A 26,392-nucleotide genomic window follows, 5' to 3' on the forward strand; every position below is an offset into this window, starting at 1 on the left:
CCGCTGGGCACCGCCCGTGCGTCACAGCACGGACGGTGCCCAGCGCCTTTACGGCATTTCGGACATAGGGTGAGGGGTGTACGCCTGCGTCGACCGCAGAGCCGGGACCGGCAGAAGAAGGTGAGTGCGATGCGCGTACTGCTCAAGGTATGCATGGACACGGAGAAGGCCAACGAGGCCATCCGGAGCGGCACCCTGCCGAAGCTGCTCCAGGAGACGGTGGAGCAGCTCAAGCCCGAGGCGGCCTACTTCACCTCCGACCACGGCAAGCGCACCGCCTTCCTGGTCTTCGACATGCAGGACAGCTATCTGATGCCGGTGATCAGTGAGCCGTTCTTCATGCAGCTCGGCGCGGAGATCACGTACACGCCGGTCATGAACCTGGAGGACGTGCAGAAGGGCCTCTCCCAGCTGAACCGCTGAACCGCCGGGCGGCTGAACCGCGAACCGCCGCCGGGCCGCCGGGGCCCGGTCAGCTGAAGACGATCATCGACCCCTGTGCCAGGCTCCGCGTCGCCGCCGCGTGCAGCCCCAGCCAGACGTGCCGTTCCCGCGCGAACGGGCTGGGGTCGTACGGTGCGGGCACCGCCGGTTCCTCCAACTCGGTGGGCCCGGGCGGGGGTTGCGGGGCCGCCGGGGGGTTGGCCGGGTCGATGCCGAGGGCGGGGGCGACGTGCTCCAGTTCGCGCAGCAGGGACTGGGAGGAGCCCAGCGGGCCGCCGCCCGCGAGGAGTTCGTCGTTGGAGAGGGGGTGCGGGAAGTCGACCGGGACGTAGGCGCCCGCGTGGTCGTAGTGCCAGACCAGGTGTGACTGCTGGGCCGTCGTCTCGAACATCTCCAGCAACTGCTCGTAGTCGCCGCCCAGTTCGTCGACGGGTGTCACCGGCAGCCCGCACACCTGGAGCAGGTAGGCCCGGCGCAGGAAGTGCAGCGCGTCGTAGTCGAAGCCGGCGACCGGGGCGACCTCGCCGGACAGGCCCGGCATGTACTGGTACACCGGCACCGGCGGCAGCCCGGCCTCGGCGAGCGCCTTGTCGTATTGCGCGAGTTCCTCGGCGAACGGGTTGTCCGGCGCGTGGCACAACACGTCGACGAGCGGGACCAGCCACAGGTCACAGGCCAAAAGAGGGCTCCTCGGGTAGGGGCGCGCGAGGTGTGGTCAGGGAAGCGTAATGGGTGGGGGCCGCACGGGTCCCCTCCCGTACCGGCCCTATACCCACCTGGGCCGTCGATGGTCCCGCGCACCGCCGTCGGCTCCCCGTCGGCTCCCCGTCAACTTCCCGTCGGCCGCTCCGTCAGCCGCTCCATCAGGGCGAGCGAGTGCGCGTTGTAGGCCCCGATGAGGTCCCGCGCGCGGTCGGTGTCGCGGCGGACCAGGGCGTCCATCAGCTCGGTGTGCCCGGCCCACAGCTGCCCGCGCAGATCGTCGAGGCGGCGCAGGTGGGGCACGGCGCACACCCACGACTGCACCCGCAGCCGGTGCAGGAAGTCGGAGAGGTAGGGGTTGCCGAACAGGCCGCTCAGCTCGCGCCAGAAGCGCAGGTCGTAGCCGATGAGCACGGTGAGGTCACCGGCGGTGGCGGCGCGCTGCGCCTCCTCGCCGCGCCGGCGCACGCCCGCGAGCGCGGCCGCCGTCCGGGGGTCCTCGGGGTCGCGGAAGCCGCGGTGGCCGTCGCCGAGCGCCTGGAACATGCCGTCGGTGACGAGGCTGCGCGCCTCGACCAGGCCGCGGAAGTCGGCCAGGGAGTACTCACGGACGTGGAAACCGCGGTGCTGGTCGGCCTCCAGCAGGCCCTGCGCGGACAGGTCGACCAGCGCCTCGCGCACCGGGGTCGCGGAGACGCCGTACTGGTCGGCGATCTCCTTGACCGTGAACGCCTGCCCCGGCTGGAGCCGCCCGGCCAGCACCTCGTCCCGCAACGCGTCCGCGATCTGCTGCCGCAGGGTGCTACGGGTCACAGCGCCGCTGCCGCTGGTGCCGGGCATGGTGGGGGGGACTCCCTCGTACGTTCGGATGGCGTGCACCAGTGTGCACGGATGTGCCTACGAGCACGCCACCCTACGCGCTCCCCCCACCGGGGGCGCGGCCCTTACGCCACGTACTCGTCCGCCACCGCGAGCGCCGCGTCCAGCGCCGCCAGGCCCTCCTTCAGCTCGGCCTCGGTGACGTTGCACGGCGGGACGACATGGGTGCGGTTCATGTTGATGAAGGGCCAGATGCCGTGCGCCTTGGCGGCGGCGCCGAACGCGGCCATCGGGGCGTTGGCCTCACCGGCCGCGTTGTACGGCACCAGCGGCTCGCGGGTCTCCCGGTCCTTCACCAGTTCGAGGGCCCAGAACATGCCGACGCCGCGTACCTCGCCGACGCTCGGGTGCCGCTCGGCCAGCTCGCGCAGCGCGGGCCCGACGACCTCGGTGCCGAGCCGCGCGGCGTGTTCGACGATGCCCTCCTCGGCCATGACCTCGATCGTCGCGACGGCGGCGGCGCAGGCCAGGGGGTGCCCGGAGTAGGTGAGGCCGCCCGGGTAGGGCCGCTCGGCGAAGGTCTCGGCGATGGCGCCGGAGATGGCGACGCCGCCCAGCGGGACGTATCCGCTGTTCACGCCCTTGGCGAAGGTCATCAGGTCGGGGGTGACGTCGAACAGGCCGGCCGCGAACCATTCGCCGGTCCGCCCGAAGCCGGCCATGACCTCGTCGAGGATGAACACGATGCCGTACTTGTCGCAGATCTCCCGCACCCCGGCGAGGTAGCCGGGCGGCGGCACCATGATCCCGGCCGTGCCGGGGATGGTCTCCAGCACGACCGCGGCCACGGTCTGCGGGCCCTCGAAGGCGATCGTCGTCTCCAGGTGCTCCAGCGCCCGGGCGCACTCCTGCTCCTCGGTCTCGGCGTAGAAGCGGGAGCGGTAGAGGAAGGGCGCCCAGAAGTGCACGACTCCGGCCGCGGCGCCGTCGGAGGCCCAGCGGCGCGGGTCACCGGTGATGTTGACCGCCTGCTGGGTGCCGCCGTGGTACGAGCGGTACGCGGAGAGCACCTTGGGGCGGCCCGTGTGCAGCCGGGCCATGCGCACCGCGTGCTCGACGGCGTCGGCGCCGCCGTTGGTGAAGAAGATCTTGTCCAGGTCCCCGGGGGTGCGCTCGGCGATCAGCCGGGCCGCCTCGGAGCGCGCCTCGACGGCGAACGCGGGCGCGAAGGTGGTCATCCTCGCGGCCTGTTCCTGGATCGCGGCGACGACCTTGGGGTGCTGGTAGCCGATGTTGGTGTAGACGAGGCCGCTGGTGAAGTCGAGGTAGCGCTTGCCGTCGTAGTCCCAGAAGTACGACCCCTCGGCGCCGGCGACGGCGAGCGGGTCGATGAGCGCTTGCGCGGACCAGGAGTGGAAGACGTGCGCGCGGTCCGCGGCCTTCACGGCGGCGCCGGTCCGGGGGTCGGGATGAGGGGTCATGCGGCCGAGCGTAGATGTCCGCGATGCGGACGCGGTATCGGCGTCCTGTCTGCGGTCGGCGGGTTTCCGCGACAGGTTGTCGACGCCGGGGGCCTGCCGGGCGGTCCCGCGAGGGCGCACCGGCCGGACATCGAAGAGTATTGACAGCGTGCTGTCGAAATGACAGTCTTCTGTCATTGAGGGTTCCATCGGGATCCCGCCGGAGGAGGAACCATGCGCCGCAAGCCCGTCCACCTCGCCGTCTACGACACCCTCGCCGACTGGGAGCCCGGTCACGCCACCGCCCACCTCGTCCGCGCCGGGTACGAGATCCGCACCGTCGGCCCCACCACCGCCCCCGTCCGCACTCTCGGCGGCCTGCGCGTCCAGCCCGATCTCGCCCTCGGCGACGTCCGGCCCGAGGACAGCTCGCTGCTGATCCTCCCGGGCGCCGACCTCTGGGACACCGGCGACGACCTCGCCCCCTTCGCCCGCACGGCACGCGCCTTCCTCGCCGCCGGCGTCCCCGTCGCCGCGATCTGCGGCGCCACCGCCGGACTCGCCCGCGAGGGCCTGCTCGACGACCGCGCCCACACCAGCGCCGTCCCCTTCTACCTGGCCGCCACCGGCTACCGCGGCGGGGAGCGGTACGTGGACGCCGACGCGGTCACCGACGGCGGGCTGATCACCGCGGGCCCCACCGAGCCGGTCGCCTTCGCCCGGGAGGTCCTCGGCCTGCTCGGCGTCCACGAGGGCGAGGTGCTGAACGCCTGGTACCGCCTCTTCCACGACTCCGACGTCGAGGCGTACGCCGTCCTGGAGAAGGCGGGGGCGCTGTGAGCCGCGAGCGGCAGGACCTGTTCAGCCGGAGCGCGGTCGGCGTGTTCCGGCTGAACGGCCAGTTCCTCTCCGTCGCCGAGGACCTGGCCGGGCCCGCCGGGCTGACCGCCGCCCGGTGGCAGGTGCTCGGCGCGGTGCTGCGCGAACCGCTGCCGGTGGCGGGGATCGCCCGCGCCATGGGCATCACCCGGCAGAGCGTCCAGCGCATCGCCGACCTGCTGGTGGCCCGGGGCCTCGCCGAGTACCGGCCCAACCCCGCCCACCGCCGTGCCAAGCTCCTCGCGCCGACCGAGGAGGGCCGGGCCGCGATCGGCCGGATCGCCCCGGGCCACGCCGCCTACGCCGACCGGCTCGCCGAGGCGTTCGGCGAGGCGGAACTCGCCGCGGCGGTGGCCGCCCTGGAACGGCTGTCGAAGGTGCTGGACGGACTGGGACCGCCGTCGGCCGCACCGGTCGCCCCACCTGTTACGGAACCGTAGAGGGCACCCCGCACGACTGCCCCGGGGGCCGCACTATTCTCGGCCTGTTGCTCACCTAGGGGGAGGCGGCGGGGATGGAGAGACTGGGGGCCGGAGACCCCGAGCGCGTCGGCGGGTACCGGCTGCTGGGGCGGCTCGGCGCCGGCGGTATGGGGCAGGTCTACCTGGCCCGGTCGGAGCGCGGGCGGACCGTCGCCGTGAAGCTGGTCCGCGAGGAGCTGGCCGCGCAGGAGGAGTTCCGGGGGCGGTTCCGGCAGGAGGTGCAGGCCGCGCGGCGGGTCGGCGGCCACTGGACCGCACCCGTGCTCGACGCCGACACCGAGGCCGCCGTGCCCTGGGTCGCCACCGGGTACGTCGCCGGACCCAGCCTCCAGCAGGTCGTCGGCCACGACCACGGGCCGCTGCCCGAACGCTCGGTGCGCATCCTCGCCGCCGGGCTCGCCCACGCCCTGAAGGACATCCACGCGGCGGGGATCGTCCACCGCGACCTGAAGCCGTCCAACGTCCTGCTGACCATCGACGGCCCCCGCGTCATCGACTTCGGCATCGCGCGCGCCCTGGAGACCGTCACCGACGGCGGGCTCACCCGTACCGGCGCCCTCGTCGGCTCGCCCGGCTTCATGGCACCCGAGCAGGTGCGCGGCGACCGCATCACCCCCGCCTGCGACGTCTTCTGCCTCGGCTCCGTCCTCGCCTACGCCGCCACCGGCACCCTGCCCTTCGGCGGCGCCGACAGCGGCGTGCACGCCCTGATGTTCCGCATCGCCCAGGAGGAGCCCGTCCTGGAACGGGTCCCCGAGGGCATCGCCGACCTGGTCCGCGACTGCCTGCGCAAGGACCCCGCCGCCCGCCCGACCCTCGAGGACGTCCTGGAGCGCACCGGCGCGCAGGACACCGTCTCCGACGGCCGCGCCCTCGACCCCTGGCTGCCCAGCGCGCTGGTCGCCCAGCTCGGCCGCCACGCGGTACGGCTGCTGGACACGGAGAACCCGCGGACGCCGGGGGCCCGGCCCGAGCACACGGCGGCGGAGGAGCCCGGCGGCGCGCCCGCGTCCGCCGGGACCGCGGCCCCGGGCGGACCGCTCGGCGCGGCGGGCGCGGGAGCGTCCGCGCCCCCGAACCACCTCCCGGCCATGACCGCCGGCCGCCCGGCCACCCCGGGCCCGCCCGCCCCCGGCCCGCAGCCCACGCCCCCGGCCGCCCCGCCGCCCGCCCACCCCGCCTACGACGCCCCGCAGGCCCCGCCCGCCCCGGCCGGGCCGCTCCCGCAGCCGTACGGCTCCCGGCAGGGCTACGGCCACCCGCAGCCGCCGCACCAGGCCCACCCCGCGCCGCCGCACCAGGCCCACCCCGCGTCGCCGCACCAGGCCCACCCGGGGGCGCCGTACCAGGCGCCGTACGACGGCCGCCCCGCGTCGCCGCCGCACGGCTACGGCGGTCACCCCCCGGCCCCCGGCCCCTACGGAGGTCCGGCCCCGCACCCCGCCCCCCACGGTGGTCCCGGACCGGACCCGCACCCCGCCCCCTACGGCGGCGGTCTCGGCGCCACCCCGCCCTACGGGCCCGCCCCGTACGGGACCCCGACGCACGCACCGTCCCCGGAACCCGCCCGCAGGAGCGGCCGGGCCACCGCGCTGCTCGTCGCCGTCGCCGTGGTCGTCGCGCTGGCGGCGGGCGGCACGGTGTACGCGCTGATGAACGGTGACGGCGGCACCGAGGCGTCCCCGTCACCGACGTCCGCCACCACTCCCACCACGACCGGCGCCCCCACCACGACCGGCGCCCCCACCACGACCGGCGCCCCCACCACCCCCGGCCCCACCTCGCCCGGCCCGTCCCCGTCGCCGTCGGTCTCCTCCTCCTCGCCGGACGGCGCGGTCCCGCCCGGCTACCTCGGCACCTGGACCACCACGATCGACAACGCGAGCGGCACGCACACCCGCACGCTGACGCTCCGGCAGGGCGAGCCCGGCGACACGGTGCTGTCGCTCACCGCCGACGGCGCCGACTACCACTGCGTCTTCGAGGCGGCACTGAGCGGGGAGCCCGCCGCGAACGGCCCGCTGCGGATCGGCCCGTCCACCGTCACGGTCGGCGAGCCGCCCTCGTGCAGCCCCGGAGCGGCCACCGAGATCACCCTGGTCTCCCCGGACACGCTGGAGCGCGTCAACACGAGCACGGGGGAGAAGCTGACGTACACCCGGCAGTGACCGTGGCGCGGCACCCGCGCGGCGCCCGCCCCCGGCGGCTCGTCAGCGCGGCTCCGGGGGCCGCTGCCGGGGCATGTTCGGGCGGGCGGGCCCGGGCGGCATCGGGAACCGGCCGTGCGTGCCCCCGCCGTCCGCCCGCGGCCCCGTCGCGACCGCCGCCTGGAGGCCCAGCGGTGCCGCCCCGGTGCGGAACTCCACCATCCAGTCCGCGGTCTCGGTGCGCACCAGCTCGGTCACGTCCTCGCTGAAGCGCCGCAGCACCCCCAGGCACCGCTCGGCCGCCTCGCTCGCCGTCCCCTCGGCGGGGCCCAGCACCTCGCGCACGCTCTCCGAGGCCCAGTCGAACTGCAGGGCCTGGAGCCGGCGCTGCACCGCCTGCGCGGTGGCGACGTCCCTTATCCACCCCGAGGTGACCCCGAAGAACCGGTCGACCCCCACGCAGGCGACGGCCAGCATCAGCGCGAGGTACCCCCAGGGGGCGGCCCCGCCCAGCACCCCGGTCAGGTCCAGCAGCGGCAGCGAGGCACCCGCCACCGCGCCCGCCGCCGCGCCCGTGCGCAGCGCCCGCGCCGCGCGGCGCTTCCAGACCCGGTCGGTGAGGTACCAGGCCGCCGTGTCCAGTGCGCCGCGCTCCACCCAGCGGTACAGCTCGTCGAGGCGCTGGGCGGGTTCGGCCCAGTCGCCGAGCGGAAACGGCCGCCCGGTCAGATCGCCCGGCCGCAGTCCGGCGGCCCCCTCGTCCCGCCCGTCCTGAGGCGGCCCCTCGGGCTGCATCTCCGGCTGACCCACCCGGCGCTCCCTACTGCTGATGCTGATGGACGCTGACGTGCCCGACCCTTCCTACCGCCCAATGGGTGGCGAAGGTGACCCTTTCATCGCTTTTCCGCCCGGAAGGGGGCCTTGATCAGGTATACGCCCCGAAGTCGACTCACCCGAAAGAGTGCCGGGGCGTTGCCCGTGCGGACCACGTAGGCTCGTGCCAGGCGGAAAAACCCGCCCGACAGCCATACGAAAGCAGGAGCCGATCGTGATTCCCGGTGGTGGCCAGCCCAACATGCAGCAGCTGCTCCAGCAGGCTCAGAAGATGCAGCAGGACCTGGCCCGCGCCCAGGAGGAACTGGCGAACACGGAGGTCGACGGGCAGGCGGGCGGCGGCCTGGTGAAGGCCACGGTCACCGGGTCCGGAGAGCTGCGCGGCCTGGTCATCGACCCCAAGGCGGTGGACCCGGAGGACACGGAGACCCTCGCCGACCTGATCGTCGCGGCGGTCCAGGCGGCCAACGAGAACGCGCAGGCACTCCAGCAGCAGAAGCTCGGTCCGCTCGCCCAGGGGCTGGGCGGCGGCGGCATCCCGGGCCTGCCCTTCTGACCTTCCGGCCCCGGGCCCTGCCTTTCGGAGACCGGCACGGGCCCTCTACCGTACGTATTGAAGGCACCCCAGGAAGGACGGCAGTCCGTTGTACGAAGGCGTGGTCCAGGACCTCATCGACGAGCTGGGTCGGCTGCCCGGCGTGGGTCCCAAGAGCGCCCAGCGGATCGCCTTCCACGTCCTCCAGGCGGAGCCGACGGACGTACGTCGTCTCGCCCAGGCGCTGCTCGAGGTGAAGGCGAAGGTCCGCTTCTGCGCGGTGTGCGGCAACGTCGCGCAGGAGGAGCAGTGCGCGATCTGCCGCGACCCGCGCCGCGACCCGTCGGTGATCTGTGTCGTCGAGGAGCCGAAGGACGTGGTCGCGATCGAGCGCACCCGCGAGTTCCGCGGCCGCTACCACGTCCTGGGCGGGGCGATCAGTCCCATCGAGGGTGTCGGCCCCGACGACCTGCGTATACGAGAACTTCTCGCGCGGTTGGCCGACGGGACGGTCACGGAGCTGATCCTGGCCACCGACCCGAACCTGGAGGGCGAGGCCACGGCGACGTACCTCGCCCGCATGATCAAGCCCATGGGCCTCAAGGTCACCCGCCTGGCCAGCGGCCTCCCGGTGGGCGGTGACCTGGAATACGCGGACGAGGTGACCCTCGGCCGCGCCTTCGAGGGGAGACGACTCCTAGATGTCTGACGCCACGCTGCACTCCACGACGCACGACCCGGACGACTTCGCGGTCCAGATCGCGGACCAGATCGAGAGTTTCCTGGTGGCCGTCACCGAGGTGGCGAAGGGCGACGAGCCGGACTCGGCGGTCCCCTTCCTCCTGCTGGAGGTCTCCCAGCTGCTGCTCGCCGGGGGCCGCCTCGGCGCGCACGAGGACATCCTCCCCGACGAGCGCTACGAGCCCGACCCCGGCCCGGAGCCCGACGTGGACGACCTGCGCGAGAACCTCGCCCGCCTCCTGGAGCCGATCGACGTCTACTCCGAGGTCTTCGACCCGTACGAGCCGCGCAAGGCGCCGGTCCCGGCCCGTATCTCCGACGACCTCACCGACGTCATCACCGACCTGCGCCACGGCATGGCCCACTACCGCGCGGGCCGCACCACGGAAGCCCTGTGGTGGTGGCAGTTCTCCTACTTCTCCAACTGGGGCGGCACCGCGTCCGCGACCCTGCGGGCCCTCCAGTCCGTGGTCGCCCACGTCCGCCTCAACCAGCCCCTGGAGGAGCTGGACGGCCTGGACACCGACCAGGGCCTCGGCGACGACACCCTCGAGTTCGAGGCGGGCCGGGTCATGGAGCAGGAGATCCTGGGCCCGCTGGGCCTCGGCCCGGCCAAGAACTAGCTCCCGGGGACGCCGCGTCGATCACGCACGGCCGGCGGCGTCCTGGTACGGCGGTCGGGACCACGTCACGCGAGACCCGGACCGTCGTGGAGCGCGCCGACCGACGGCCCCTGTGACCCGGGGCACATTGCCGCGTGCCCACATCGCCCCTGGGCATGAGCCCCCTGGTCACGGGCGCCCGGGGGACATCTCACGATGCGATATCGCGGGGGTGGAATTCGGACGCTCGATAGACTGAGCCGACCCGCAGTACACCGTCGTATATGCGGAAAGAACACACATCGAGCGAGGAGCGCACGTGGGCCTTGTCGTGCAGAAGTACGGAGGCTCCTCCGTAGCCGATGCCGAAGGCATCAAGCGCGTCGCCAAGCGGATCGTGGAAGCCAAGAAGAACGGCCACCAGGTGGTCGCCGTGGTTTCCGCGATGGGCGACACGACGGACGAGCTGATCGATCTCGCCGAGCAGGTTTCCCCGATCCCTGCCGGGCGCGAGCTCGACATGCTGCTGACCGCCGGAGAGCGGATCTCCATGGCACTGCTGGCCATGGCGATCAAAAACCTGGGCCACTCCGCCCAGAGCTTCACCGGGAGCCAGGCAGGTGTCATCACCGACTCGGTCCACAACAAAGCGCGGATCATCGATGTCACGCCGGGCCGGATCCGGGACTCGCTGGACGAGGGCAACATCGCCATCGTCGCCGGGTTCCAGGGCGTCAGCCAGGACACCAAGGACATCACCACGCTGGGCCGCGGCGGGTCCGACACCACGGCGGTGGCCCTCGCGGCCGCCCTCGACGCCGAGGTGTGCGAGATCTACACCGACGTCGACGGTGTGTTCACCGCCGACCCGCGGGTGGTGAAGAAGGCCCGGAAGATCGACTGGATCTCGTTCGAGGACATGCTCGAACTGGCCAGCTCCGGGTCCAAGGTGCTGCTCCACCGGTGTGTGGAGTACGCCCGCCGCTACAACATCCCGATCCACGTCCGCTCCAGCTTCAGCGGGCTGCGGGGCACGTGGGTCAGCAGCGAGCCGATCAACCAAGGGGACAAGCAGGTGGAGCAGGCCATCATCTCCGGTGTCGCGCACGACACCTCCGAGGCCAAGATCACGGTCGTCGGTGTGCCCGACAAGCCGGGCGAGGCCGCCGCCATCTTCCGCACGATCGCCGATGCCGAGATCAACATCGACATGGTCGTGCAGAACGTGTCCGCCGCGTCCACCGGACTGACGGACATCTCGTTCACCCTCCCGAAGACCGAGGGCCGCAAGGCCATCGACGCGCTGGAGAAGAACCGCTCCGGCATCGGCTTCGACTCGCTGCGCTACGACGACCAGATCGGCAAGATCTCGCTGGTCGGCGCCGGTATGAAGACCAACCCCGGGGTCACGGCGGCGTTCTTCGAGGCGCTCAGCGACGCGGGCGTCAACATCGAGCTGATCTCGACGTCCGAGATCCGCATCTCGGTGGTCACCCGCGCCGACGACGTCAACGAGGCCGTGCGCGCGGTGCACACCGCCTTCGGGCTGGACTCCGACAGCGACGAGGCCGTCGTCTACGGAGGCACCGGACGATGACCGGCAGACCGACGCTCGCGGTCGTGGGGGCGACCGGGGCCGTCGGCGCGGTCATGCTCCAGATCCTGTCGCAGCACAAGGACATCTGGGGCGAGATCCGACTCGTCGCCTCACCGCGCTCGGCCGGCCGCAAGCTGGCCGTGCGCGGTGAGCAGGTCGAGGTCGTGGCCCTGTCGGAGGAGGCCTTCGACGGGGTCGACATCGCCATGTTCGACGTCCCGGACGAGGTGTCCGCGCAGTGGGCGCCGATCGCCGCCGCCCGGGGCGTGGTGGTCGTCGACAACTCGGGCACCTTCCGGATGGACCCGGAGGTGCCGCTGGTCGTCCCCGAGGTCAACCCGCACGCGGTGCGGCTGCGCCCGCGCGGGATCGTCGCCAACCCGCACTGCACGACCCTGTCGATGATCGTCGCAGTGGGTGCGCTGCACGCCGAGTTCGGGCTGCGCGAGCTGGTGGTGTCGTCGTACCAGGCGGTCAGCGGGGCGGGCCGGGCCGGCGTGGAGACGCTGCGGGCGCAGCTCTCCCTGGTCGCCGGCACGGAGCTGGGCACCAGCCCCGGCGATCTGCGCCGGGCGGTCGGCGACCGGACCGGGCCGTTCCCGGAGCCGGTGGCGCTGAACGTGGTGCCGTGGGCCGGTCACCCGTGTGCGGACGGCTGGTCGTCGGAGGAACTGGCGCTGCGCGACGAGTCCCGCAAGATCCTCGGACTGCCGCGGCTGCCCGTCGCGGTGACCTGCGTCCGGGTCCCGGTGGTCACCGCGCACGCGCTGACCGTGCACGCCCGCTTCGAGGACGAGATCACCGTGGACCGGGCGCGCGAGATCCTGGCCACCGCGCCGGGCGTGGTGCTCTACGACGATCCGGCCGCCGGGGAGTTCCCGACGCCCGCCGACGTGGTGGGCACCGATCCGACGTGGGTGGGACGGGTGCGCCGGGCGCTGGACGACCCGACGGCGCTGGAACTCTTCGTCTGCGGCGACAATCTGCGCAAGGGCGCCGCACTGAACACCGCGCAGATCGCCGAACTGGTGGCCGCGGAATTCTCGTGAGAGCTTCCGCTCACGAGAAAAGTCGCGGCGATGTCCTGATCCGTTTGTAGGATCTGCTCAGAGAATTCCTCCCCGTACTCCGCAACCGCGCGGGGGGCGGGGAGCGTCTATGCGGTCGCCCTTCCGGGGTGTGGGGACCGTGAACGAGGCGTGGGGACGCCCCGTTCCTATGGGACATAGGGGAAGTGCGGGACGCATGACGGCATTCAGGGCGCCGATGGCTGTGCTGCCTGACGCGAGAACGAACGTGACGCTCGGCACGTACAACCCTCCCGGGGGCAGGCACGTCCAACAGGCGTGGCAGAGGTTCTCGACTTCCCCGCGCCGACGCGCGGCACGGCCCTGCGGCCGGTCCGCCGGCCGCTTCACACCCGCATGCCCGGCGCGCCCGGCGGCATGCCGGTGATCGCGCCCATGCCCGCAGCGCGGCCCGCCCGCATCCCCAGCCAGCGTGACGGCGCCGAGTACGCCGAGGAGACCAAGGCGGCCGGCACCACCGTCGACCACCTCACCGAGACGTACCGCGCCCACTACCGCTCCCTGCTGGGCCTCGCCGCCCTCCTCCTCGACGACACCGCCTCCTGCGAGGACGTCGTCCAGGAGGCGTTCATCCGCGTCCACTCCGCGCGCAAGCGGGTCCGCGACCCCGAGAAGACACTCGCCTACCTGCGGCAGACCGTGGTCAACCTGTCCCGCTCGGCGCTGCGCCGCCGCATCCTCGGCCTGAAGCTGCTCTCCAAGCCGATGCCGGACATGGCGAGCGCGGAGGAGGGCGCGTACGACCAGCTGGAACGCGACTCCCTCATCAAGGCGATGAAGGGCCTCCAGCGCCGCCAGCGCGAGGTGCTGGTGCTGCGCTACTTCGCGGACATGACCGAGGCCCAGGTGGCCGAGACCCTCGGCATATCGCTCGGCTCGGTGAAGGCGTACGGCTCCCGCGGCATCGCGGCGCTCCGCGTGGCCATGGAGGCGCCGGCATGACAGGCCCGGAGGAACAGGGGCGCCGCGAGCCGGGCGCCCCGCACGAGCCGCACGCGTCCCGCGACCCGGACGACACGGCGGCGGAGTCCGCCCGCCCGGCGGAACCGACCGGACCCGGCGGCCCGGCCCGCCCGGACGGCTCCGCCGATCCGGCGGAGCCCGCGGAGCCGGTGGCGTCCGCCGAACGGGGCGAGCCGGCGGAGACCGTCGAGCGGGTGGCGTCCGCCGAACGAGCCGAACCGGTGGACACCGTCGAGTCCGCCGAACCGGTGGAGACCGCCGAGCCGGTGGCGTCCGCCGAACGAGCCGAACCGGTGGAGACCGCCGAGCCGGTGGCGTCCGCCGAACGAGGCGAGCCGGTGGAGACCGTCGAGCACGTTGAGACGACCGAGCCGGTGGACACCGTCGAGTCCACCGAACCGGCCGAACCGGCGGAGTCCGCCGCGCCGGTGGGCGTGACGGCGACGGAGCCGGTGGAGCCGGCCGCCGCGACGGAAGGGACGCCGTCCGGGCGCACCGCAGCGCACGAGCAACAGCCGAACCGACCGCACGCTGGGAACGGAACTGTGAACCACGGCCCCGACGAACAGGGCCCCGACGGGCTCGACTCGGACGAGCTGGCACTGCGCAGGCTGCTGCACGGCGCGGTGCAGGACATCGCGCCGCGCGACGGCACCCTGGAACACCTGCGGCGGGCGGTGCCCGCGCGGCGGGCACGCAAGCGGCAGGCCGTCGTCGGCATGGCGGCCGCCGCCCTGTTCGCCGGCACGGCCGTACCCGCCCTGGTGCACGTCTCTGGCGCGACCGGCGGCGACGCCAACCCCTCCATCGCCGGTCACGGCTCCCAGGCCCAGGGCGGCACCAGCCAGGGCAAGAACACCGAGGGCACGGGCGACAAGCCGGGCGGCCCCTCCGGCACGGCGGAGGAGAAGGACAAGGACACCGAGGAGAAGCCGGACAAGGGCGAGGGCGGCGGCACCGACCACGGTTCCGGCGACAGCGCCGACCCGTCGGCGCCCAGCTCGGAATCGGCCGGGCCCTGCACCGCCGACCAGCTCGGCGCCGCCGGCTGGGCCGACGCCCCGGACTCCATGGGGACCGTCTACGGCACCTTCCGGATCACCAACGTCTCCGGCGGAAGCTGCGCGGTCAGTGGCCCCGGCTCGCTGGTCCCGCTCGCCCAGGGCGCCGCCGACCCCGCCAAGATCGGCCAGGCCCCGCACGTCGCGGGCGACCCGGCGGCCGGCCTGCCCGATCCGTCCCTGGAGGTGCCGCAGCTCGTGCTGCTGCCGGGGGCGGCGTACGAGGTGCGGTTCGCCTGGGTGCCGTCCGAGACCTGCCCCACCGACAGCGGCCCGCCGCCCACCACCGGCGGCGAGACCGGCGGCCCGTCCCCCGACCCGACGCCCACCGAGACGCCCAGCACGTCCACCGAGGGGACCTCCACGGGCGGCGACACCGGGACGACCACCCAGCTGATGGCCGAGGACGGCACGGTCGACGGCAGTGTGGCCGTGTCGTACACGGCGGAGGCGGGCACGGGGGCCGGCGTGACGGTGCCCAACGCCTGCGCGGGAACCGTCTACCGCACCGGCCTGCTGCCGGCCTCGTGAGGCGACGGACCCCGTACGCGGCTCAGGTGCCGGAGGGGCTGGGGACCCGCTCCTCCTCGTCCGGCACCAGGCCCAGCTCCGCGTCGCGGGCGAACTCCGCCTCGCGCCGCAGCAGCCGGAACCACATGAAGACGACGAAGCCCGCGAAGACGAACCACTCCCCGGTGTAGCCGAGGTTCTGGAACGCCTTCAGGTCCAGACCGGTGTCCGGGGTGGCCGCCACGGGCACCGTCCGCATCCCGGCGTCGCCCCGGTTCAGGGTGAGCCAGGCGTCATGGACGTCGTACGGCACCAGGTTGACCAGCGAGGCCGCGCTGATCGCCGCCGTCTGCCCGGACGGCAGTCCGCCCGCCGCGCTGACCCCGTTCTCGCCCGGGTTCTCGGACGCCTGGAGCGCCCCCGTGACCGTGACCTCGCCGGACGGCGGGGCGGGCGCCTTCGCCGGGGCGGCGGGGCCGGGCAGCCAGCCGCGCACCACCGGGAGGGCCTTGCCGTCGGGGGTGCGCAGCAGGGTCAGCACGTAGAAGCCGCGCTTGCCGTCCAGCACCCGGTCGGGGACGAGGAGCTGCCGGCCGTAGGTGCCGGAGGCGGTGGTCTGCTTCCCCGCGGTCGCCTTGGTGACCGGCAGCAGCTCGGTCAGCGGCCGGGCGGCCTCCCGCTCGTTCGAGGCGGCCTGCTCACCCGCGTCGCGATGGCTGTCGACCCGGTCCTCGAACCGGCCCAGCTGCCACGACCCCATGAACACGCAGAAGGGGATGGCGAGCAGCACGAAGACGTTGATGCCCCACCAGCGGGGCGTCAGCAGAAACCGGTACACGCCTCAACGGTACGGGGACGGTGGGTGGTGCCCGTCGCGGGGGTCGGCGCGGCGGCGAGTCGTCCACAGGCCGGGGGCCGTGTCAGCGGAATGTCGGTGCGGCCGGGCAGTATGGGGTCATGACTGAGAGCAACGGGGTCGCCGCGCCGCAGCGGACCGAGGACATGCCCGACATGCCGGACTGGGAGAAGCGCTTCAGGGCACCGCGGGTGTCCCTGCCCGACTGGGCGGAGGACGCACCGGACCGCTCCCTCTTCGTGTCCAACGCGACGGGGACGTACGAGCTGTACGCCTGGGACCGCGGGACCGGCGAACAGCGCCAGGTCACCCACCGGCCGAACGGTACGACGGACGGCGTGCTCTCCCCGGACGGCGCCTGGATCTGGTGGTTCGACGACAAGGACGGCGACGAGTTCGGCGTCTGGCGCCGTCAGCCCTTCCACGGCGGCGAGGACGAGCTGGCCGTCCCCGGCCTCGACCCCTCCTACCCGGCGGGCCTGGCGCTCGGCAGGGACGGCCGTACGGCGGTGATCGGCCGCTCCACCGACGAGGACGGCACCACGATCCACCTGGCCCGCGAGGGCGAGGCCCCCGTGGAGATCTACCGCCACCGCGAGTCCGCAGGCGTCGGCGACCTCTCCCACGACGGGACGCTGATCGCCGTCGAGCACACCGAGCACGGCGACGCGATGCACTCCGCGCTGCGCGTGCTGCGCCCCGACGGCAGCACGGTCGCCGAGCTGGACGACACCAAGGACGGCACCAGGGAGCTGGGCCTGGAGGTGCTCGGCTTCGCGCCGGTGGCCGGCGACACCCGGCTCCTCGTCGGCCATCAGCGCCGGGGCCGCTGGGAGCCGCTGGTGTGGGACGTGACGAGCGGCGAGGAGACCGACCTCGCCCTGGAGCTGCCCGGCGACGTGAGCGCCGAGTGGTACCCGGACGGCTCGGGGCTGCTCATCGGCCACAGCTTCGAGGCCCGCAGCGAACTGTTCCGGTACGACTTCGCCACCCGCCGCCTGGAGAAGATCCCCACCCCGCCCGGCACGGTCTCCGGCGCCACGCCCCGGCCCGACGGCAGCGTCGAGTACCTGTGGTCGTCGGCGGCCGAGCCCTCGGCGGTCCGCTCGACCCGCGGCGGCGTCGTCCTCGACCCGCCCGGCATGAAGTCCCCCGGCTCCGTCCCGGTCGAGGACGTCTGGGTGGAGGGCCCCGGGGGCCGCATCCACGCCCTGGTGCAGAAGCCGGCCGGCGCCACCGGCCCCCTCCCCACCGTCTTCGACATCCACGGCGGCCCCACCTGGCACGACAGCGACTCCTTCGCGGCCGGCCCGGCCGCCTGGGTGGACCACGGTTACGCCGTCGTGCGCGTCAACTACCGCGGCTCCACCGGCTACGGCCGCGCCTGGACGGACGCCCTGAAGCACCGCGTGGGCCTGATCGAGCTGGAGGACATCGCGGCGGTCCGCGAGTGGGCCATCACCTCCGGCCTGGCCGACCCCGCCCGCCTGGTCCTCACCGGCGGCTCCTGGGGCGGCTACCTCACGCTGCTCGGCCTCGGCACCCAGCCGGACCACTGGACGCTCGGCATCGCCGCCGTCCCGGTCGCCGACTACGTCACCGCCTACCACGACGAGATGGAAGCCCTGAAGGCCATGGACCGCACCCTCCTCGGCGGCACCCCGGAGGAGGTCCCCGAGCGCTTCGAGGCGTCGTCCCCGATCACCTACGTCGACCAGGTCAAGGCCCCGGTCTACATCTCCGCCGGCGTCAACGACCCCCGCTGCCCCATCCGCCAGATCGACAACTACGTCAAGCGCCTCCAGGCCCGCGGCGCCGTCCACGAGGTCTACCGCTACGACGCCGGCCACGGCTCCCTCGTCGTCGACGAACGAATCAAGCAGGTCAAACTGGAACTGGCCTTCGCCGAACGCCACCTGCCCCCACCGACCGCCTGAGACCGGAACCCCCGGGGGAGCGCGCTGGGGACCAGCCCCAGCCGGGAGTCCAGGCACGGTGCCGAGGGAGCGCCAGGTCCGCCCCCGCCGGACCCGAAGGCTGCGCCGGGAGCACAGGGGCGGCCCCCACGAGGTGCTGGGGGCCGCAGCCCCTCAGGGGTTCCAGGGCGAAGCCCTTGCCGGGACGCAGGGCTGAGCCTGGAGCCACGGGGAGCCGCGGGGTGCAGGGGGCGGAGCCCTCGCCGGGGTTCGGGGGCGGAGCCCTTGCGGGGGTTCGAGGGCTGAGCCGGGAGGCCATGGGGTGCTGGGGGCGGAGCCCCCGCCGGGGTCAGGGGCGGAGCCCCTGGTGAGGTGGAAGGGGCGGAGCCCCTGGGGATGGGAGAGGGTAAGGGCGGCGGGGGCGAGACACCCCCTCACCACAATCACCCTCACCCCCCACCCCCCTCCCTGCTCCGCCGCCCCAGCAGCTCCGCCAGCCCCCGCCGCGTCGCCGCCAGCACCACACGGTCACCGTCCTTGAGGACGTACCCCTCGGGCAGGTCCCAGGCCAGCCCGGACAGCCGCCCCCCGGCAGCCCCCTCACCGCGCTCACCGCGCTCGCCGCGCTCACCTTCCTCCCCACCGTCCCCGACCGCCCCCGCGCGCAGCGCCAGCACCCGCCACGCCCCGGGCCGGAACGCCTCCGCCACGGTCCGCCCCTCCAGCCGCGGATGCCCGCCGACGTCCACGGCGGCGAACAGCAGCACCCGCCGCTCCACCGGGATCGCCCCGAGGATCTGCCGCCCGAACATCGCCCCGGCGAACGCGGGCGCCGCCAGATGCGACACGCTGCGGCTGCGGGTGAGCGCGTGGGGGTGCGCGGCCCGCAGGGTGCGGTACACGGCGGTGGCGAAGTCGTCGTCGTACAGCCGCAGCACCACCCGCAGATCGGGCCGCACCGACCGTGCGTACAGCGCCGCCTCCAGGTTGGTGGTGTCCGCGCTGGTCACCGCGAGCAGGGCATGCGCCCGGTGGATCTTCGCCGCCTCCAGCACGCCTTCCTGGGTGACGTCGCCGAGCACCACCGGCACCCGCAGCCGCCGCGCCGTGGCGAGCCCACGCGCCTCCGGGTCGGATTCCACGCACACCACCGGGATGTGCAGCTCGCGCAGCCGGGTCAGCACCCGGGTGCCGATCTTGCCCAGCCCGAGCAGCACGACGTGCCCGCCGAGCCCGCGCGGCGGTTTGCGCAGCGCGGACGCGCTCCGGAAGGTGCCGAGCCCTTCGAGCACGGCCGCCAGCAGCACCGGCAGCAGCAGTAACCCGACCAGCCCGGACAGCAGTTGGAGCACCTGCCGGGCGGTGGACTGGTGGAGCGCGGGCTCGTTGATCGCGAACAGGTCGAGCAGGGTCACGTAGGTGGCGTAGAGCAGGTGCTCCCCGGTGACCACCTTCAAGGCCACGGCCAGCGCGATCACACAGACCACCAGCCCGAGCAGCGACCACCGCAGCCGACGCGAGAACAGCGAGGCGAACGGCAACGTTCCGCCGCGGCCCGCGCCCTGGGCGGGCCCGGAGTAGGAGACCTGCTCCAGCACCACCGCGCCGCGCCCGGTCGCGGCCCGCACGGTCGCCGCGTCCGGCAGCAGTTGCGGCCCCTGCTCGCCGCTGCTCTCCGAACCGTCCGCGCCGGCCGGGTCGTTGGCGGTGGCGGAGAGCAGCGCGAGGGTGGCCAGCCCGGGGGCGGCCACCTCGCCCGGCGCGGGCGGCTGCCGTTCCACGGCCCGCAGCAGCAGCCCTTCGGTCTGGACGACCTTGCCGGTGCCGGCGAGCGCGGTGGCGGCGAGCGCGGGCGCGGCCGTGTCGGCGTCGGACAGCACGGTCGTGGAGGCCTCGTAGCGGGCGGCTCCGTCACCGAGGGCGAGGGTGGCGGCCTGGTCGAGCAGTTCCTCGATGTGCTGGCCGAGCCGCCGGTTGTAGAGGCGGAGCACGAGCCGGATCCGGGGGTTGAGGCGGCGGGCGGCGAGCGCGGCGCGGATGTTGGTCTCGTCGTCGTCGTACACGAGGGCCAGCGCGGTGGCCCGTTCCGCACCGGCTTCGGCGAGCACGGCCTCGGTCAGCTCGGTGGCCTGGACGAGCCGCTCGCTGCCGGCCGGTTCGGGCGCACCGCCGCTTGCGCCGTTGCCGTTGCCGCCCCGGCCCACCGCCGCGTTGACCATCCGGTCGAGCAGCGCGGCGGAGGCGGCGCGGGCCCGTCCGACGACCGGCTGGCGCACGCGGCGGCCCGAGGGCGGGACGACGAGGGTGACCTGTTCGCCGTAGACCAGCCGGAGTTCGGCGGCGAGCCGGTGTGCGAGCCCGTCGTCGCCGCACACCACCATGTGCCCGGTCGCGTCGCGCGACGGCCCTTGATTCGGAACGCTCCCCATGTGAGGGAACACTGCCCGGGAGGGCCGAGTGGTTCCAGGAATCGACGTCGGCCCCGTCCCCTGCCCGAGGGACGCGGACGCCCGACAGGCGCCGGTCACGCGGATCCGTGCGGCGCGACCTGGGACGACCGGCGGACGCGGGTCGCCCGCCGCGCGGACAATGAGCGGATGGCACCGGAACACGACAACTCCCCCGCTCGCACGACCACTTCGCAGGATCCTGGGGACGCCGCCCGGATATGGGCCGATCAGGCCCGCTGGTCGCAGGCCGCGAACCGGGCCAAGGGCCGGATCGCCGCGGCCCGGCTGACGGCGCTGCTGTGCGGGCTGGCCTTCGCCGCGCTCGGCACCGCCGCCGCGCTCGTCATGGACGACCACCCCGGCGCGGGCCGGGCCATGGCGTTCGCGGCGGCGGTGAGCGCGGGCTGCGCGACCCTGGCCGGGCAGTGGACGACCCCGCAGCGGATCCGTGACTGGACGCGGCTGCGGTCGGTGTCGGAGGCGCTGAAGAGCGAGGTGTACGGGTATCTGGCGGCGCCGTCCGAGGAACGGCTGCGGCAGCTCGCCGCGCGGACCGACGACGTGCTCGCCGACGCCGGGGACCTGGACCGGTACGTCGCCGGGCGGTCCGTGCCGGGCGGGCGGGCGCTGCCCGCCGTGGACGGGCTCGCCTCGTACATGGAGCTGCGGGTGCGGGCCCAGATCGACGGCTACTACCGGCCGCGTGCCGAGCTCTACCGGCGCAGGCTGGCGGTCGTGCGCGCCGCCGAGCTGGTGTTCGGCCTGATGTCGGTGGTGCTCGCGGCATGGAGCGGCACCTTCGAGTCCGCGGGGGCCGGGCGGTGGCTGGCGGTCGCGGCCACCGCCGGCATGGCGGTCTCCGCGCACGCCGCGGCGGCCAACTACGACTACCAGGAGCTGGAGTTCTCCCGCACCGCGCAGGAACTGGAGCGGGTGTGGTCCCGCTGGCGGCGTGAGCCGCCCGCGGACGCGGAGTCCCGGGCCCGGCTGGTCGCCCACGCCGAGCACGTCATCTCCATCCAGAACGAGGCGTGGATGGTGAAGTGGCAGGAGGCCGGATCCCCCGGCCAGCCCGGACCCGGCGGAACCCAGCCGGCCGGGTGACCCGTGCCCGGCGCACCCCGCCGACCGGCCCGGCGCGCCCCGACCGGCTCACCCGGGCCCGCCTCCGGCTCGGTCCGGGTCGGGCACCGGCTCCGGTCCGGCGGGCCCCGACCGGTTACCCGGGCCCGCCCCCGGCTCGGTCCGGGCCCGGCGGGGCCCGGCCGGCCGGGTGGCCCGTGCCCGGCGCGTCCCGCGGACAGGCTCGGCGGCCGGCTCACCCGGTCGGCATCGGCTCGCCCAGGTCCGCCTCCGGGTCGGTCCGGGTCCGGCACCCGCCCGGTCCGGGCCGGGCACCGGCTCGGGTACGCGCTCGGCCCGGACCCGGCGGAACCCAGCCCGCCGGGTAACCCGTGCCCGGCGCACTCCGCCGACCGGCCCGGCGCGCCCGACCAGCTCACCCGCTCCGGCATCGGCTCGCCCGGGCCCGCCTCCGGCTCGGTCCGGGCCCGCCACCGGCTCGGGTGCGCGCCCCGTCCGCATCGGCTCGTCCGGGCCCGGCACCCGCGCCGTCCGGGACGGGTACCCGCTCGGGCTCAGTCCGGGTCCGGCGGTGCGCAGCGCGTCGGATAGCGCGCCTCGGGTGCCCGCTCGTGCCACTCCTGCGGGGTGATCCACCGGCCCGCGAGGTCGCACAGCGAGCGCTGCCACGCGGCCGGGTCGGTGGTGATGCGGACGATCGCGTCGCTGCCGGCGACGACGACGCCCCGGCCGTCCGGGGCGGTGTGGAAGAGACCCTCCGCGTCGGGGGGCCGGGCGAGGACCGGGCCCGGCTGCGACTGGCGGCCCAGCTCCCAGCGGCGTACCGACATCGTCGCCGGTCGCTCCAGGTCGGTGGTGTCGAGGGACTGGGCGACGACCAGCAGGGCCCGTCCGTCGGGGGTGAACGTCACGTCCCGGACGGTGCTGCCGTCGCTGCCGACGTTCATGACCGGGCCGACCCGGCGGCGCCCGGCGACGTCCCAGACGGCCACGCCCGCTCCCTCCAGCGCCCCGGTGGTGACGATCCGCCGTCCGTCCGGGGAGAACGCGACGCGGTGCCCCGAGTAGGGGAGCCGGTAGCGGGGCCGGCCGGTGGCGGTGTCCCAGACGGTCACGGTGGTCTGGCGGTCGGAGGTGACGAGCGTGCGGCCGTCGGGGGAGAGGACCATGCCGTCCAGGTAGTTCTCGCCCTGGTAGGTCCGCAGCGGCCGCCGCTCCGCCACCGACCACACGCGCACCCCTCCGAGCTGGGACTCGGCCGCGTACAGCCGCTCGCCGTCCGGGGAGAACGCCAGCCCCACCAGGTGGGCCCGCCCGTCGGGCGGGGTGGGACTGCGCAGGGTGCCGGTGCGGCGCAGCGACGTGGCGGAGAAGAGGGCGATCCGCACCCGCATGCCGGTCCGCTCGTCGCCGGTCAGCTCGCCCACGGCGAGGGTGCGCCCGTCGGGGGAGTAGGCCACCTGGACGCCGTGCCCGGCGAGCCGCCGTTCCTCGCGCAGCCTGCCGGTGCCGGTGTCGAACAGCAGCAGTCGCCCGCCGTAGTCGGCGACCGCGAGGGTGCGCCCGTCGGCGCTGAGGTCGGTGCCCTCCGCGTCGGCGGTGCCGAGGCCGGGGGCCGCGACGCGGGTGGAGACGCGTCCCCGGCCGTCCAGCCGCCAGGCCCACCAGCCCGCGCCGGTGTCGGCGACGGCGGAGCGGCGGTCGGGGCTGTACCAGACGCGGGCGCGCCGGTCGGGGTCGTGGTACTCGGCGGAGACGTCGTCGAACGACGCCACGGGCATCCCGTGCACCGGCTCGGCCTCCACCAGCCGCCCGAGGTCCTCCTCACCGTTGTCGACGGCGTCCCAGGGCAGACCCCGCTCGGCCAGCTCCCGCATCTCCACGGTCCCGAGACGAGCCCGGCGCCGCAGGTCCCACACCTCGAACGGGTTGACGTGCCGGGTGGTCGACAGGGCGAGCCGGGTGCCGTCGGCAGACACGGAGGCGGCTTCCCAGCCGCCGCCGGTCCGCACCGACCAGGCAGCCCCGGGCCCGGCCGGGTCCAGCACCTGGACCGCGGCCTCGCGCCCGCCGGGCCGCAGCGTGACGACGGGCCGGTCGTCCGCCGTCCAGCCCGCGAGCATCGGGCGGCGCGGGAAGCGGACCTCGGTGCCGTCGGTGACGGAGACCAGGCGGCCGATGGCGCCGTCCGCGCCGGATTCGTCCGCCGCGCACCACACGAAGCGGCCGTGCGGGCTCAGCGACGGATCGAGGCAGAGCAGCCCCAGGGGCAGGCCACGGCCGTCGACGCGGGCGATGACGGCCGTGACATCGCTCGTGGACGCCAGGAAGCGCCGTCCGTCGGGAGTGAGTCCGCCGCGCGGTGGCAGCCGGCCCGGTGTGCCCTCGGGCCCGCGGGCCACGGTCCGCCCGGTCCGGGTGTCGGCGATCCGCGCCCGGCCGTCGCCGTCGAAGAGCAGCACCCGCCCGCCGTCCGCGCTCAGCGCCCGCGCCGGGTCGTGCGGCAGCTCCCCCGCCAGGGTGCGGCGCAGGGTCCAATCGGGCAGGTCCCAGATGCGGGTGCGGCCCGCGCTGCCGGCCGCGTACGTCGAGCTGTCCGCGCTGAAGCCGGGCCCTCCGCCGGCCAGCCGCGGTCCCGCGTGCTGGAAGCGGGCCAGCTGCTCCTGCATCGCCTCGCGCGCGGCGGCGGTGTCCGCCTGCCCGTAGGCGGCCGCGGCGAGGCGGGCGGCCGCCGCCATGCCGGGGTAGGGCCGGGAGTCCGCGGCCCGCGCCAGGCTCTCGGACAGCGCCTCGCGCCGCTGCCGCTCCCGGTCCTCCTGGGTGACGGCGGCGAACGAGGCCACCGCCGTCACGAAGGCCAGGGCGAGCGCGGACCCGGCGACCAGGCGCCCGGTGCGGCGGCGCAGCGCCCGGCGGCTCGCCCGGATGAACCGCAGTTGCGCGTCGGTGGGTTCGGCACCGGAGCCGGGTACGTCCGGACGGTGCGCCCGCCATGCCTCCGCCTCGGCCAGTTCGTGCCGGCGCAGCAGCCGCTCGGGCGCGTGGCCGTGGTGCTGCCAGGCGTGGGCCTGTTCACCGAGCCGGGTGTGCAGCGCGACCCAGTCGTGCTCGCGGGCCAGGAAGGCCAGGGTCTCGCGCACGGCGGGCGCGAAGTCCTCCGGGCGGTGCATCGACAGCCGCTGGAACCGGGTGATGCCGTCCCAGTCGGCCTCCCGCAGGGACCCGGTGACGCTCCCGGCGGCGAGGTCCGCGTCGATCAGCACGGGCAGGATCCGCTTGCCGTGCTCCAGGGCCTGCCGGCACTCGTCCCAGCAGTACCGCGAGCGCAGCGAGGATCGGGAGAGCAGCACGATCACGGCGTCGCTGGCCCGGATCGCGTCGGACAGTTCGGTGCGCCACTCCCGGGACGGGCGGATGCCGTCCGCGTCCATCCACACGGTCCGGCCGGCCGCCCGCAGGGCACCGACGTACCGCTCGGCGGTCGCCGTGTCCGCCCGGGCGTAGCTGAGGAAGACCTGGCCGGCCGGGCGCGGGTGGAGGCCGATGGCGGGGGCGCGGGTGGGGGCCGCCCCGCGCAGGACGGCGGCGGTCCCGCCCGCGACCAGCCCGGCGGCGGCGACGAGCAGGGGCCAGTACTCCTGGGTCACCGACGGCGCGAACACCGTGCCCTGCACCTGCCGGTCGGTCCACCGCAGGACGTCCAGCAGCCGTGCGTGGCGCTGCGGGGGGTCGGCGACGCCGTAGGCCACGACCAGCACACCGGTCCGCGTCGCCCAGGCCGCCGCGCCCAGCACGGCCGCGCCGTACAGCGCCCAGCGGGATGCCGACGGAGGGTCCGGGACGCGCGGCGGTTCGTCCGCGTCCGGCGGTCCGGCGTACCGCCAGGTGATGCCGGCGGCGGCCGCCGGTCCCAGCGTCGCGAGCACCGCGGCCGCCCCGGCGAGGGCACGGCTCCCGGCACCCAGTGACGGCCACAGCGACCAGAGGACCAGGCCGCACAGCACCGCGCAGAAGGCGAGCGTCGCGAGCGCGGGCGCCGACCGGCAGCGCCGCCAGGACCAGCCAGGGCGTGCTGCGGCCGTCCGGCGGTGCCGGATCCCCTCGCCCAGCGCCTCCCGGGCCGGGTGGAAGAGGGCCAGCCCGGGCAGCAGGCCCAGCAGCGCCCCGTACGGCCCGAGCAGCGGCAGGCAGACGAGCCAGCCCGCGGCCAGCGCCGCCGCCCACGGGGCGGCCGGACCGTGCAGGGCCTCCCGTGCGCGCGCGAGCGCGGCACCGCTCCCCATACCAGCCCCCCGGCGGCCTGACAGATCCTCAAACAGGCGCGGCGGGCCCCGTGTTGCCCGCGTCGCCACGGCGATCGTAGCGGCGGGGCGCGGAGCCGGGGCCCATCAGTGGACGGACAGTCCCCCGTCCACGAACAGCGACTGGCCGGTGATGTACGCGGAGGCGCCGCTCGCCAGGAAGACGGCCGCGCCGGCGAAGTCCTCGGCGAGCCCGTTGCGGCCGACCATCGTGCGGGCGGCCAGTTCGGCGACCTTGGCCGGGTCGGCGGACAGCCGTGCGTTGAGCGGGGTGAGCACGACGCCGGGGACGAGCGTGTTGCAGGTGACGCCGTGCGGTGACCAGGCCTCCGCCTGGGAGCGGGCCAGCGACTCGAGCCCGCCCTTGGACACCCCGTACGCGCCGCTCTGCACGAACGCCCGGTGCGCCTGCTGGGAGCTGATGTGGATGATCCGCCCGAAGCCGCGCTCGGCCATGCCGGGCCCGAACCGCTGCCCGAGCAGGAAGGGCGCCTCCAGGTTGACGGCCATGACGGCGTCCCAGACGTCGTCGCCGAGCTCGCCGAGCGGCGGGCGCAGGTTGATCCCCGCGGAGTTCACCAGGATGTCCGGTTCCCCGAACACCGAGGCGGCCTCCTCGGCGGCCGCCCGCACACCCTCCCGGGTCCGCAGGTCCGCGCTGACCCACCCCGCGTCGCACTCGTCGGCGACCAGTTCGTCCACGGTCTCGGCCAGTTGCCGTTCGCGCCGCGCCACCACGACGACCCGGGCCCCGGCCCGCGCCAGCGCTCCGGCGACGGCCCGCCCGATGCCGGAGCTGCCCCCGGTGACCAGGGCGACCCGGCCGTCGAGCGAGAAGAGGCCGGACAAGTAGGTCTGTGAACTCATTTCCCACCCTTGGGTCGACGGCCGGACGCGATCAACCTACGGCACCGTCGGTCAC

The 26,392-nt window shown here is 74.7% G+C and carries 21 protein-coding genes; 13 read left to right on the top strand and 8 right to left on the bottom strand.

The features are described 5' to 3' along the window. Positions 1–129: 129 nt before the first annotated feature. Positions 130–423, top strand: a complete 294-nt coding sequence (locus SGLAU_RS18035) for a hypothetical protein (protein WP_043502763.1) — start codon at positions 130–132, stop codon at positions 421–423. A 49-nt stretch (positions 424–472) separates the two neighbouring features. Here the strand turns inward: SGLAU_RS18035 and SGLAU_RS18040 are convergent, their stop codons facing one another. The 3 genes from SGLAU_RS18040 to SGLAU_RS18050 form a co-directional block, all read right to left on the bottom strand. Further along, positions 473–1,123 (bottom strand): hypothetical protein, encoded by a 651-nt coding sequence (locus SGLAU_RS18040; RefSeq protein ID WP_043502765.1) that lies wholly within the window; start codon positions 1,121–1,123, stop codon positions 473–475. A 149-nt stretch (positions 1,124–1,272) separates the two neighbouring features. After that, a complete protein-coding gene (locus SGLAU_RS18045) occupies positions 1,273–1,986 on the bottom strand; it encodes a GntR family transcriptional regulator (protein ID WP_043502766.1) in 714 nt (237 codons plus the stop codon). Positions 1,987–2,090: 104 nt separating this feature from the next. Continuing rightward, positions 2,091–3,446, bottom strand: a complete 1,356-nt coding sequence (locus SGLAU_RS18050; RefSeq protein ID WP_043502767.1) for an aspartate aminotransferase family protein — start codon at positions 3,444–3,446, stop codon at positions 2,091–2,093. A gap of 213 nt (positions 3,447–3,659) precedes the next feature. Between SGLAU_RS18050 and SGLAU_RS18055 the strand changes: the two genes are divergently transcribed. From SGLAU_RS18055 to SGLAU_RS18065, 3 genes are all read left to right on the top strand, one after another. Further along, a complete protein-coding gene (locus SGLAU_RS18055; protein ID WP_043502769.1) occupies positions 3,660–4,265 on the top strand; it encodes a type 1 glutamine amidotransferase family protein in 606 nt (201 codons plus the stop codon). Beyond that, positions 4,262–4,744 carry a MarR family winged helix-turn-helix transcriptional regulator gene (locus tag SGLAU_RS18060; RefSeq protein ID WP_043502770.1) on the top strand — a complete coding sequence of 161 codons (483 nt, stop codon included), beginning with the start codon at positions 4,262–4,264 and terminating at the stop codon, positions 4,742–4,744. The genes SGLAU_RS18055 and SGLAU_RS18060 overlap by 4 nt, the downstream gene beginning before the upstream one ends. A 74-nt stretch (positions 4,745–4,818) precedes the next feature. Then, positions 4,819–6,954 carry a serine/threonine-protein kinase gene (locus SGLAU_RS18065; protein ID WP_043502772.1) on the top strand — a complete coding sequence of 712 codons (2,136 nt, stop codon included), beginning with the start codon at positions 4,819–4,821 and terminating at the stop codon, positions 6,952–6,954. A gap of 42 nt (positions 6,955–6,996) precedes the next feature. On the opposite strand, the gene SGLAU_RS18070 is transcribed toward SGLAU_RS18065, so the two are convergent. Further along, positions 6,997–7,743 (bottom strand): SLATT domain-containing protein, encoded by a 747-nt coding sequence (locus SGLAU_RS18070; RefSeq protein ID WP_043502774.1) that lies wholly within the window; start codon positions 7,741–7,743, stop codon positions 6,997–6,999. 238 nt (positions 7,744–7,981) lie between these two features. On the opposite strand from SGLAU_RS18070, the gene SGLAU_RS18075 reads away from it, so the two are divergent. The 7 genes from SGLAU_RS18075 (at position 7,982) to SGLAU_RS18105 (ending at position 14,885) form a co-directional block, all read left to right on the top strand. Then, positions 7,982–8,323, top strand: a complete 342-nt coding sequence (locus SGLAU_RS18075) for a YbaB/EbfC family nucleoid-associated protein (RefSeq protein WP_078957765.1) — start codon at positions 7,982–7,984, stop codon at positions 8,321–8,323. Between the two features lie 88 nt (positions 8,324–8,411). After that, positions 8,412–9,011: a recombination mediator RecR gene (gene recR / locus SGLAU_RS18080; RefSeq protein ID WP_043502778.1), complete on the top strand. Its 600-nt coding sequence runs from the start codon at positions 8,412–8,414 to the stop codon at positions 9,009–9,011. Further along, the gene (locus SGLAU_RS18085) at positions 9,004–9,666 is read left to right on the top strand and encodes a DUF5063 domain-containing protein (protein ID WP_043502779.1); all 663 of its coding nucleotides are present in this window, start codon (positions 9,004–9,006) and stop codon (positions 9,664–9,666) included. Before recR ends, SGLAU_RS18085 begins: the two co-directional genes overlap by 8 nt. A 298-nt stretch (positions 9,667–9,964) precedes the next feature. Continuing rightward, positions 9,965–11,242, top strand: a complete 1,278-nt coding sequence (locus tag SGLAU_RS18090; protein WP_043502782.1) for an aspartate kinase — start codon at positions 9,965–9,967, stop codon at positions 11,240–11,242. Continuing rightward, a complete protein-coding gene (locus SGLAU_RS18095; protein ID WP_043502785.1) occupies positions 11,239–12,291 on the top strand; it encodes an aspartate-semialdehyde dehydrogenase in 1,053 nt (350 codons plus the stop codon). The genes SGLAU_RS18090 and SGLAU_RS18095 overlap by 4 nt, the downstream gene beginning before the upstream one ends. A 297-nt stretch (positions 12,292–12,588) precedes the next feature. After that, on the top strand, positions 12,589–13,272 hold the full coding sequence (locus tag SGLAU_RS18100) for a SigE family RNA polymerase sigma factor (RefSeq protein ID WP_078957766.1): 684 nt from the start codon (positions 12,589–12,591) through the stop codon (positions 13,270–13,272). Next, the gene (locus SGLAU_RS18105; protein ID WP_318536222.1) at positions 13,269–14,885 is read left to right on the top strand and encodes a hypothetical protein; all 1,617 of its coding nucleotides are present in this window, start codon (positions 13,269–13,271) and stop codon (positions 14,883–14,885) included. Before SGLAU_RS18100 ends, SGLAU_RS18105 begins: the two co-directional genes overlap by 4 nt. Positions 14,886–14,907: 22 nt before the next feature. Here the strand turns inward: SGLAU_RS18105 and SGLAU_RS18110 are convergent, their stop codons facing one another. Continuing rightward, complete coding sequence (locus SGLAU_RS18110; RefSeq protein WP_043502786.1) at positions 14,908–15,702, bottom strand: SURF1 family protein; 795 nt, start codon at positions 15,700–15,702, stop codon at positions 14,908–14,910. 119 nt (positions 15,703–15,821) lie between these two features. Here SGLAU_RS18110 and SGLAU_RS18115 point away from each other — a divergent pair, with 119 nt between their 5' ends. Then, the gene (locus SGLAU_RS18115; RefSeq protein WP_043502787.1) at positions 15,822–17,657 is read left to right on the top strand and encodes a prolyl oligopeptidase family serine peptidase; all 1,836 of its coding nucleotides are present in this window, start codon (positions 15,822–15,824) and stop codon (positions 17,655–17,657) included. Positions 17,658–18,085: 428 nt separating this feature from the next. Here SGLAU_RS18115 and SGLAU_RS18120 read toward each other — a convergent pair whose 3' ends face one another. After that, the gene (locus SGLAU_RS18120; protein ID WP_043502790.1) at positions 18,086–20,017 is read right to left on the bottom strand and encodes an NAD-binding protein; all 1,932 of its coding nucleotides are present in this window, start codon (positions 20,015–20,017) and stop codon (positions 18,086–18,088) included. Between the two features lie 216 nt (positions 20,018–20,233). Here SGLAU_RS18120 and SGLAU_RS18125 point away from each other — a divergent pair, with 216 nt between their 5' ends. Next, on the top strand, positions 20,234–21,190 hold the full coding sequence (locus tag SGLAU_RS18125; RefSeq protein WP_052413815.1) for a DUF4231 domain-containing protein: 957 nt from the start codon (positions 20,234–20,236) through the stop codon (positions 21,188–21,190). A 533-nt stretch (positions 21,191–21,723) separates the two neighbouring features. Here SGLAU_RS18125 and SGLAU_RS36720 read toward each other — a convergent pair. Both SGLAU_RS36720 and SGLAU_RS18140 read right to left on the bottom strand, forming a co-directional pair. Beyond that, positions 21,724–25,452 carry a TIR domain-containing protein gene (locus tag SGLAU_RS36720; protein WP_043502796.1) on the bottom strand — a complete coding sequence of 1,243 codons (3,729 nt, stop codon included), beginning with the start codon at positions 25,450–25,452 and terminating at the stop codon, positions 21,724–21,726. 105 nt (positions 25,453–25,557) lie between these two features. Then, positions 25,558–26,337, bottom strand: a complete 780-nt coding sequence (locus SGLAU_RS18140) for an SDR family NAD(P)-dependent oxidoreductase (RefSeq protein WP_043502798.1) — start codon at positions 26,335–26,337, stop codon at positions 25,558–25,560. Positions 26,338–26,392: the final 55 nt, after the last annotated feature.

This window comes from Streptomyces glaucescens (assembly GCF_000761215.1).
Lineage (GTDB): Bacteria > Actinomycetota > Actinomycetes > Streptomycetales > Streptomycetaceae > Streptomyces > Streptomyces glaucescens_B.

Excerpts from the sequence above, each read along its gene's own strand:
- SGLAU_RS18035 (WP_043502763.1), top strand. The coding sequence starts at position 130 with ATGCGCGTACTGCTCAAGGTATGCATGGACACGGAGAAGGCCAACGAG.
- SGLAU_RS18045 (WP_043502766.1), bottom strand. The coding sequence starts at position 1,986 with ATGCCCGGCACCAGCGGCAGCGGCGCTGTGACCCGTAGCACCCTGCGG.
- SGLAU_RS18050 (WP_043502767.1), bottom strand. The coding sequence starts at position 3,446 with ATGACCCCTCATCCCGACCCCCGGACCGGCGCCGCCGTGAAGGCCGCG.
- SGLAU_RS18055 (WP_043502769.1), top strand. The coding sequence starts at position 3,660 with ATGCGCCGCAAGCCCGTCCACCTCGCCGTCTACGACACCCTCGCCGAC.
- SGLAU_RS18065 (WP_043502772.1), top strand. The coding sequence starts at position 4,819 with ATGGAGAGACTGGGGGCCGGAGACCCCGAGCGCGTCGGCGGGTACCGG.
- SGLAU_RS18085 (WP_043502779.1), top strand. The coding sequence starts at position 9,004 with ATGTCTGACGCCACGCTGCACTCCACGACGCACGACCCGGACGACTTC.
- SGLAU_RS18095 (WP_043502785.1), top strand. The coding sequence starts at position 11,239 with ATGACCGGCAGACCGACGCTCGCGGTCGTGGGGGCGACCGGGGCCGTC.
- SGLAU_RS18105 (WP_318536222.1), top strand. The coding sequence starts at position 13,269 with ATGACAGGCCCGGAGGAACAGGGGCGCCGCGAGCCGGGCGCCCCGCAC.
- SGLAU_RS18115 (WP_043502787.1), top strand. The coding sequence starts at position 15,822 with ATGACTGAGAGCAACGGGGTCGCCGCGCCGCAGCGGACCGAGGACATG.
- SGLAU_RS18120 (WP_043502790.1), bottom strand. The coding sequence starts at position 20,017 with ATGGTGGTGTGCGGCGACGACGGGCTCGCACACCGGCTCGCCGCCGAA.
- SGLAU_RS18125 (WP_052413815.1), top strand. The coding sequence starts at position 20,234 with ATGGCACCGGAACACGACAACTCCCCCGCTCGCACGACCACTTCGCAG.
- SGLAU_RS36720 (WP_043502796.1), bottom strand. The coding sequence starts at position 25,452 with ATGGGGAGCGGTGCCGCGCTCGCGCGCGCACGGGAGGCCCTGCACGGT.
- SGLAU_RS18140 (WP_043502798.1), bottom strand. The coding sequence starts at position 26,337 with ATGAGTTCACAGACCTACTTGTCCGGCCTCTTCTCGCTCGACGGCCGG.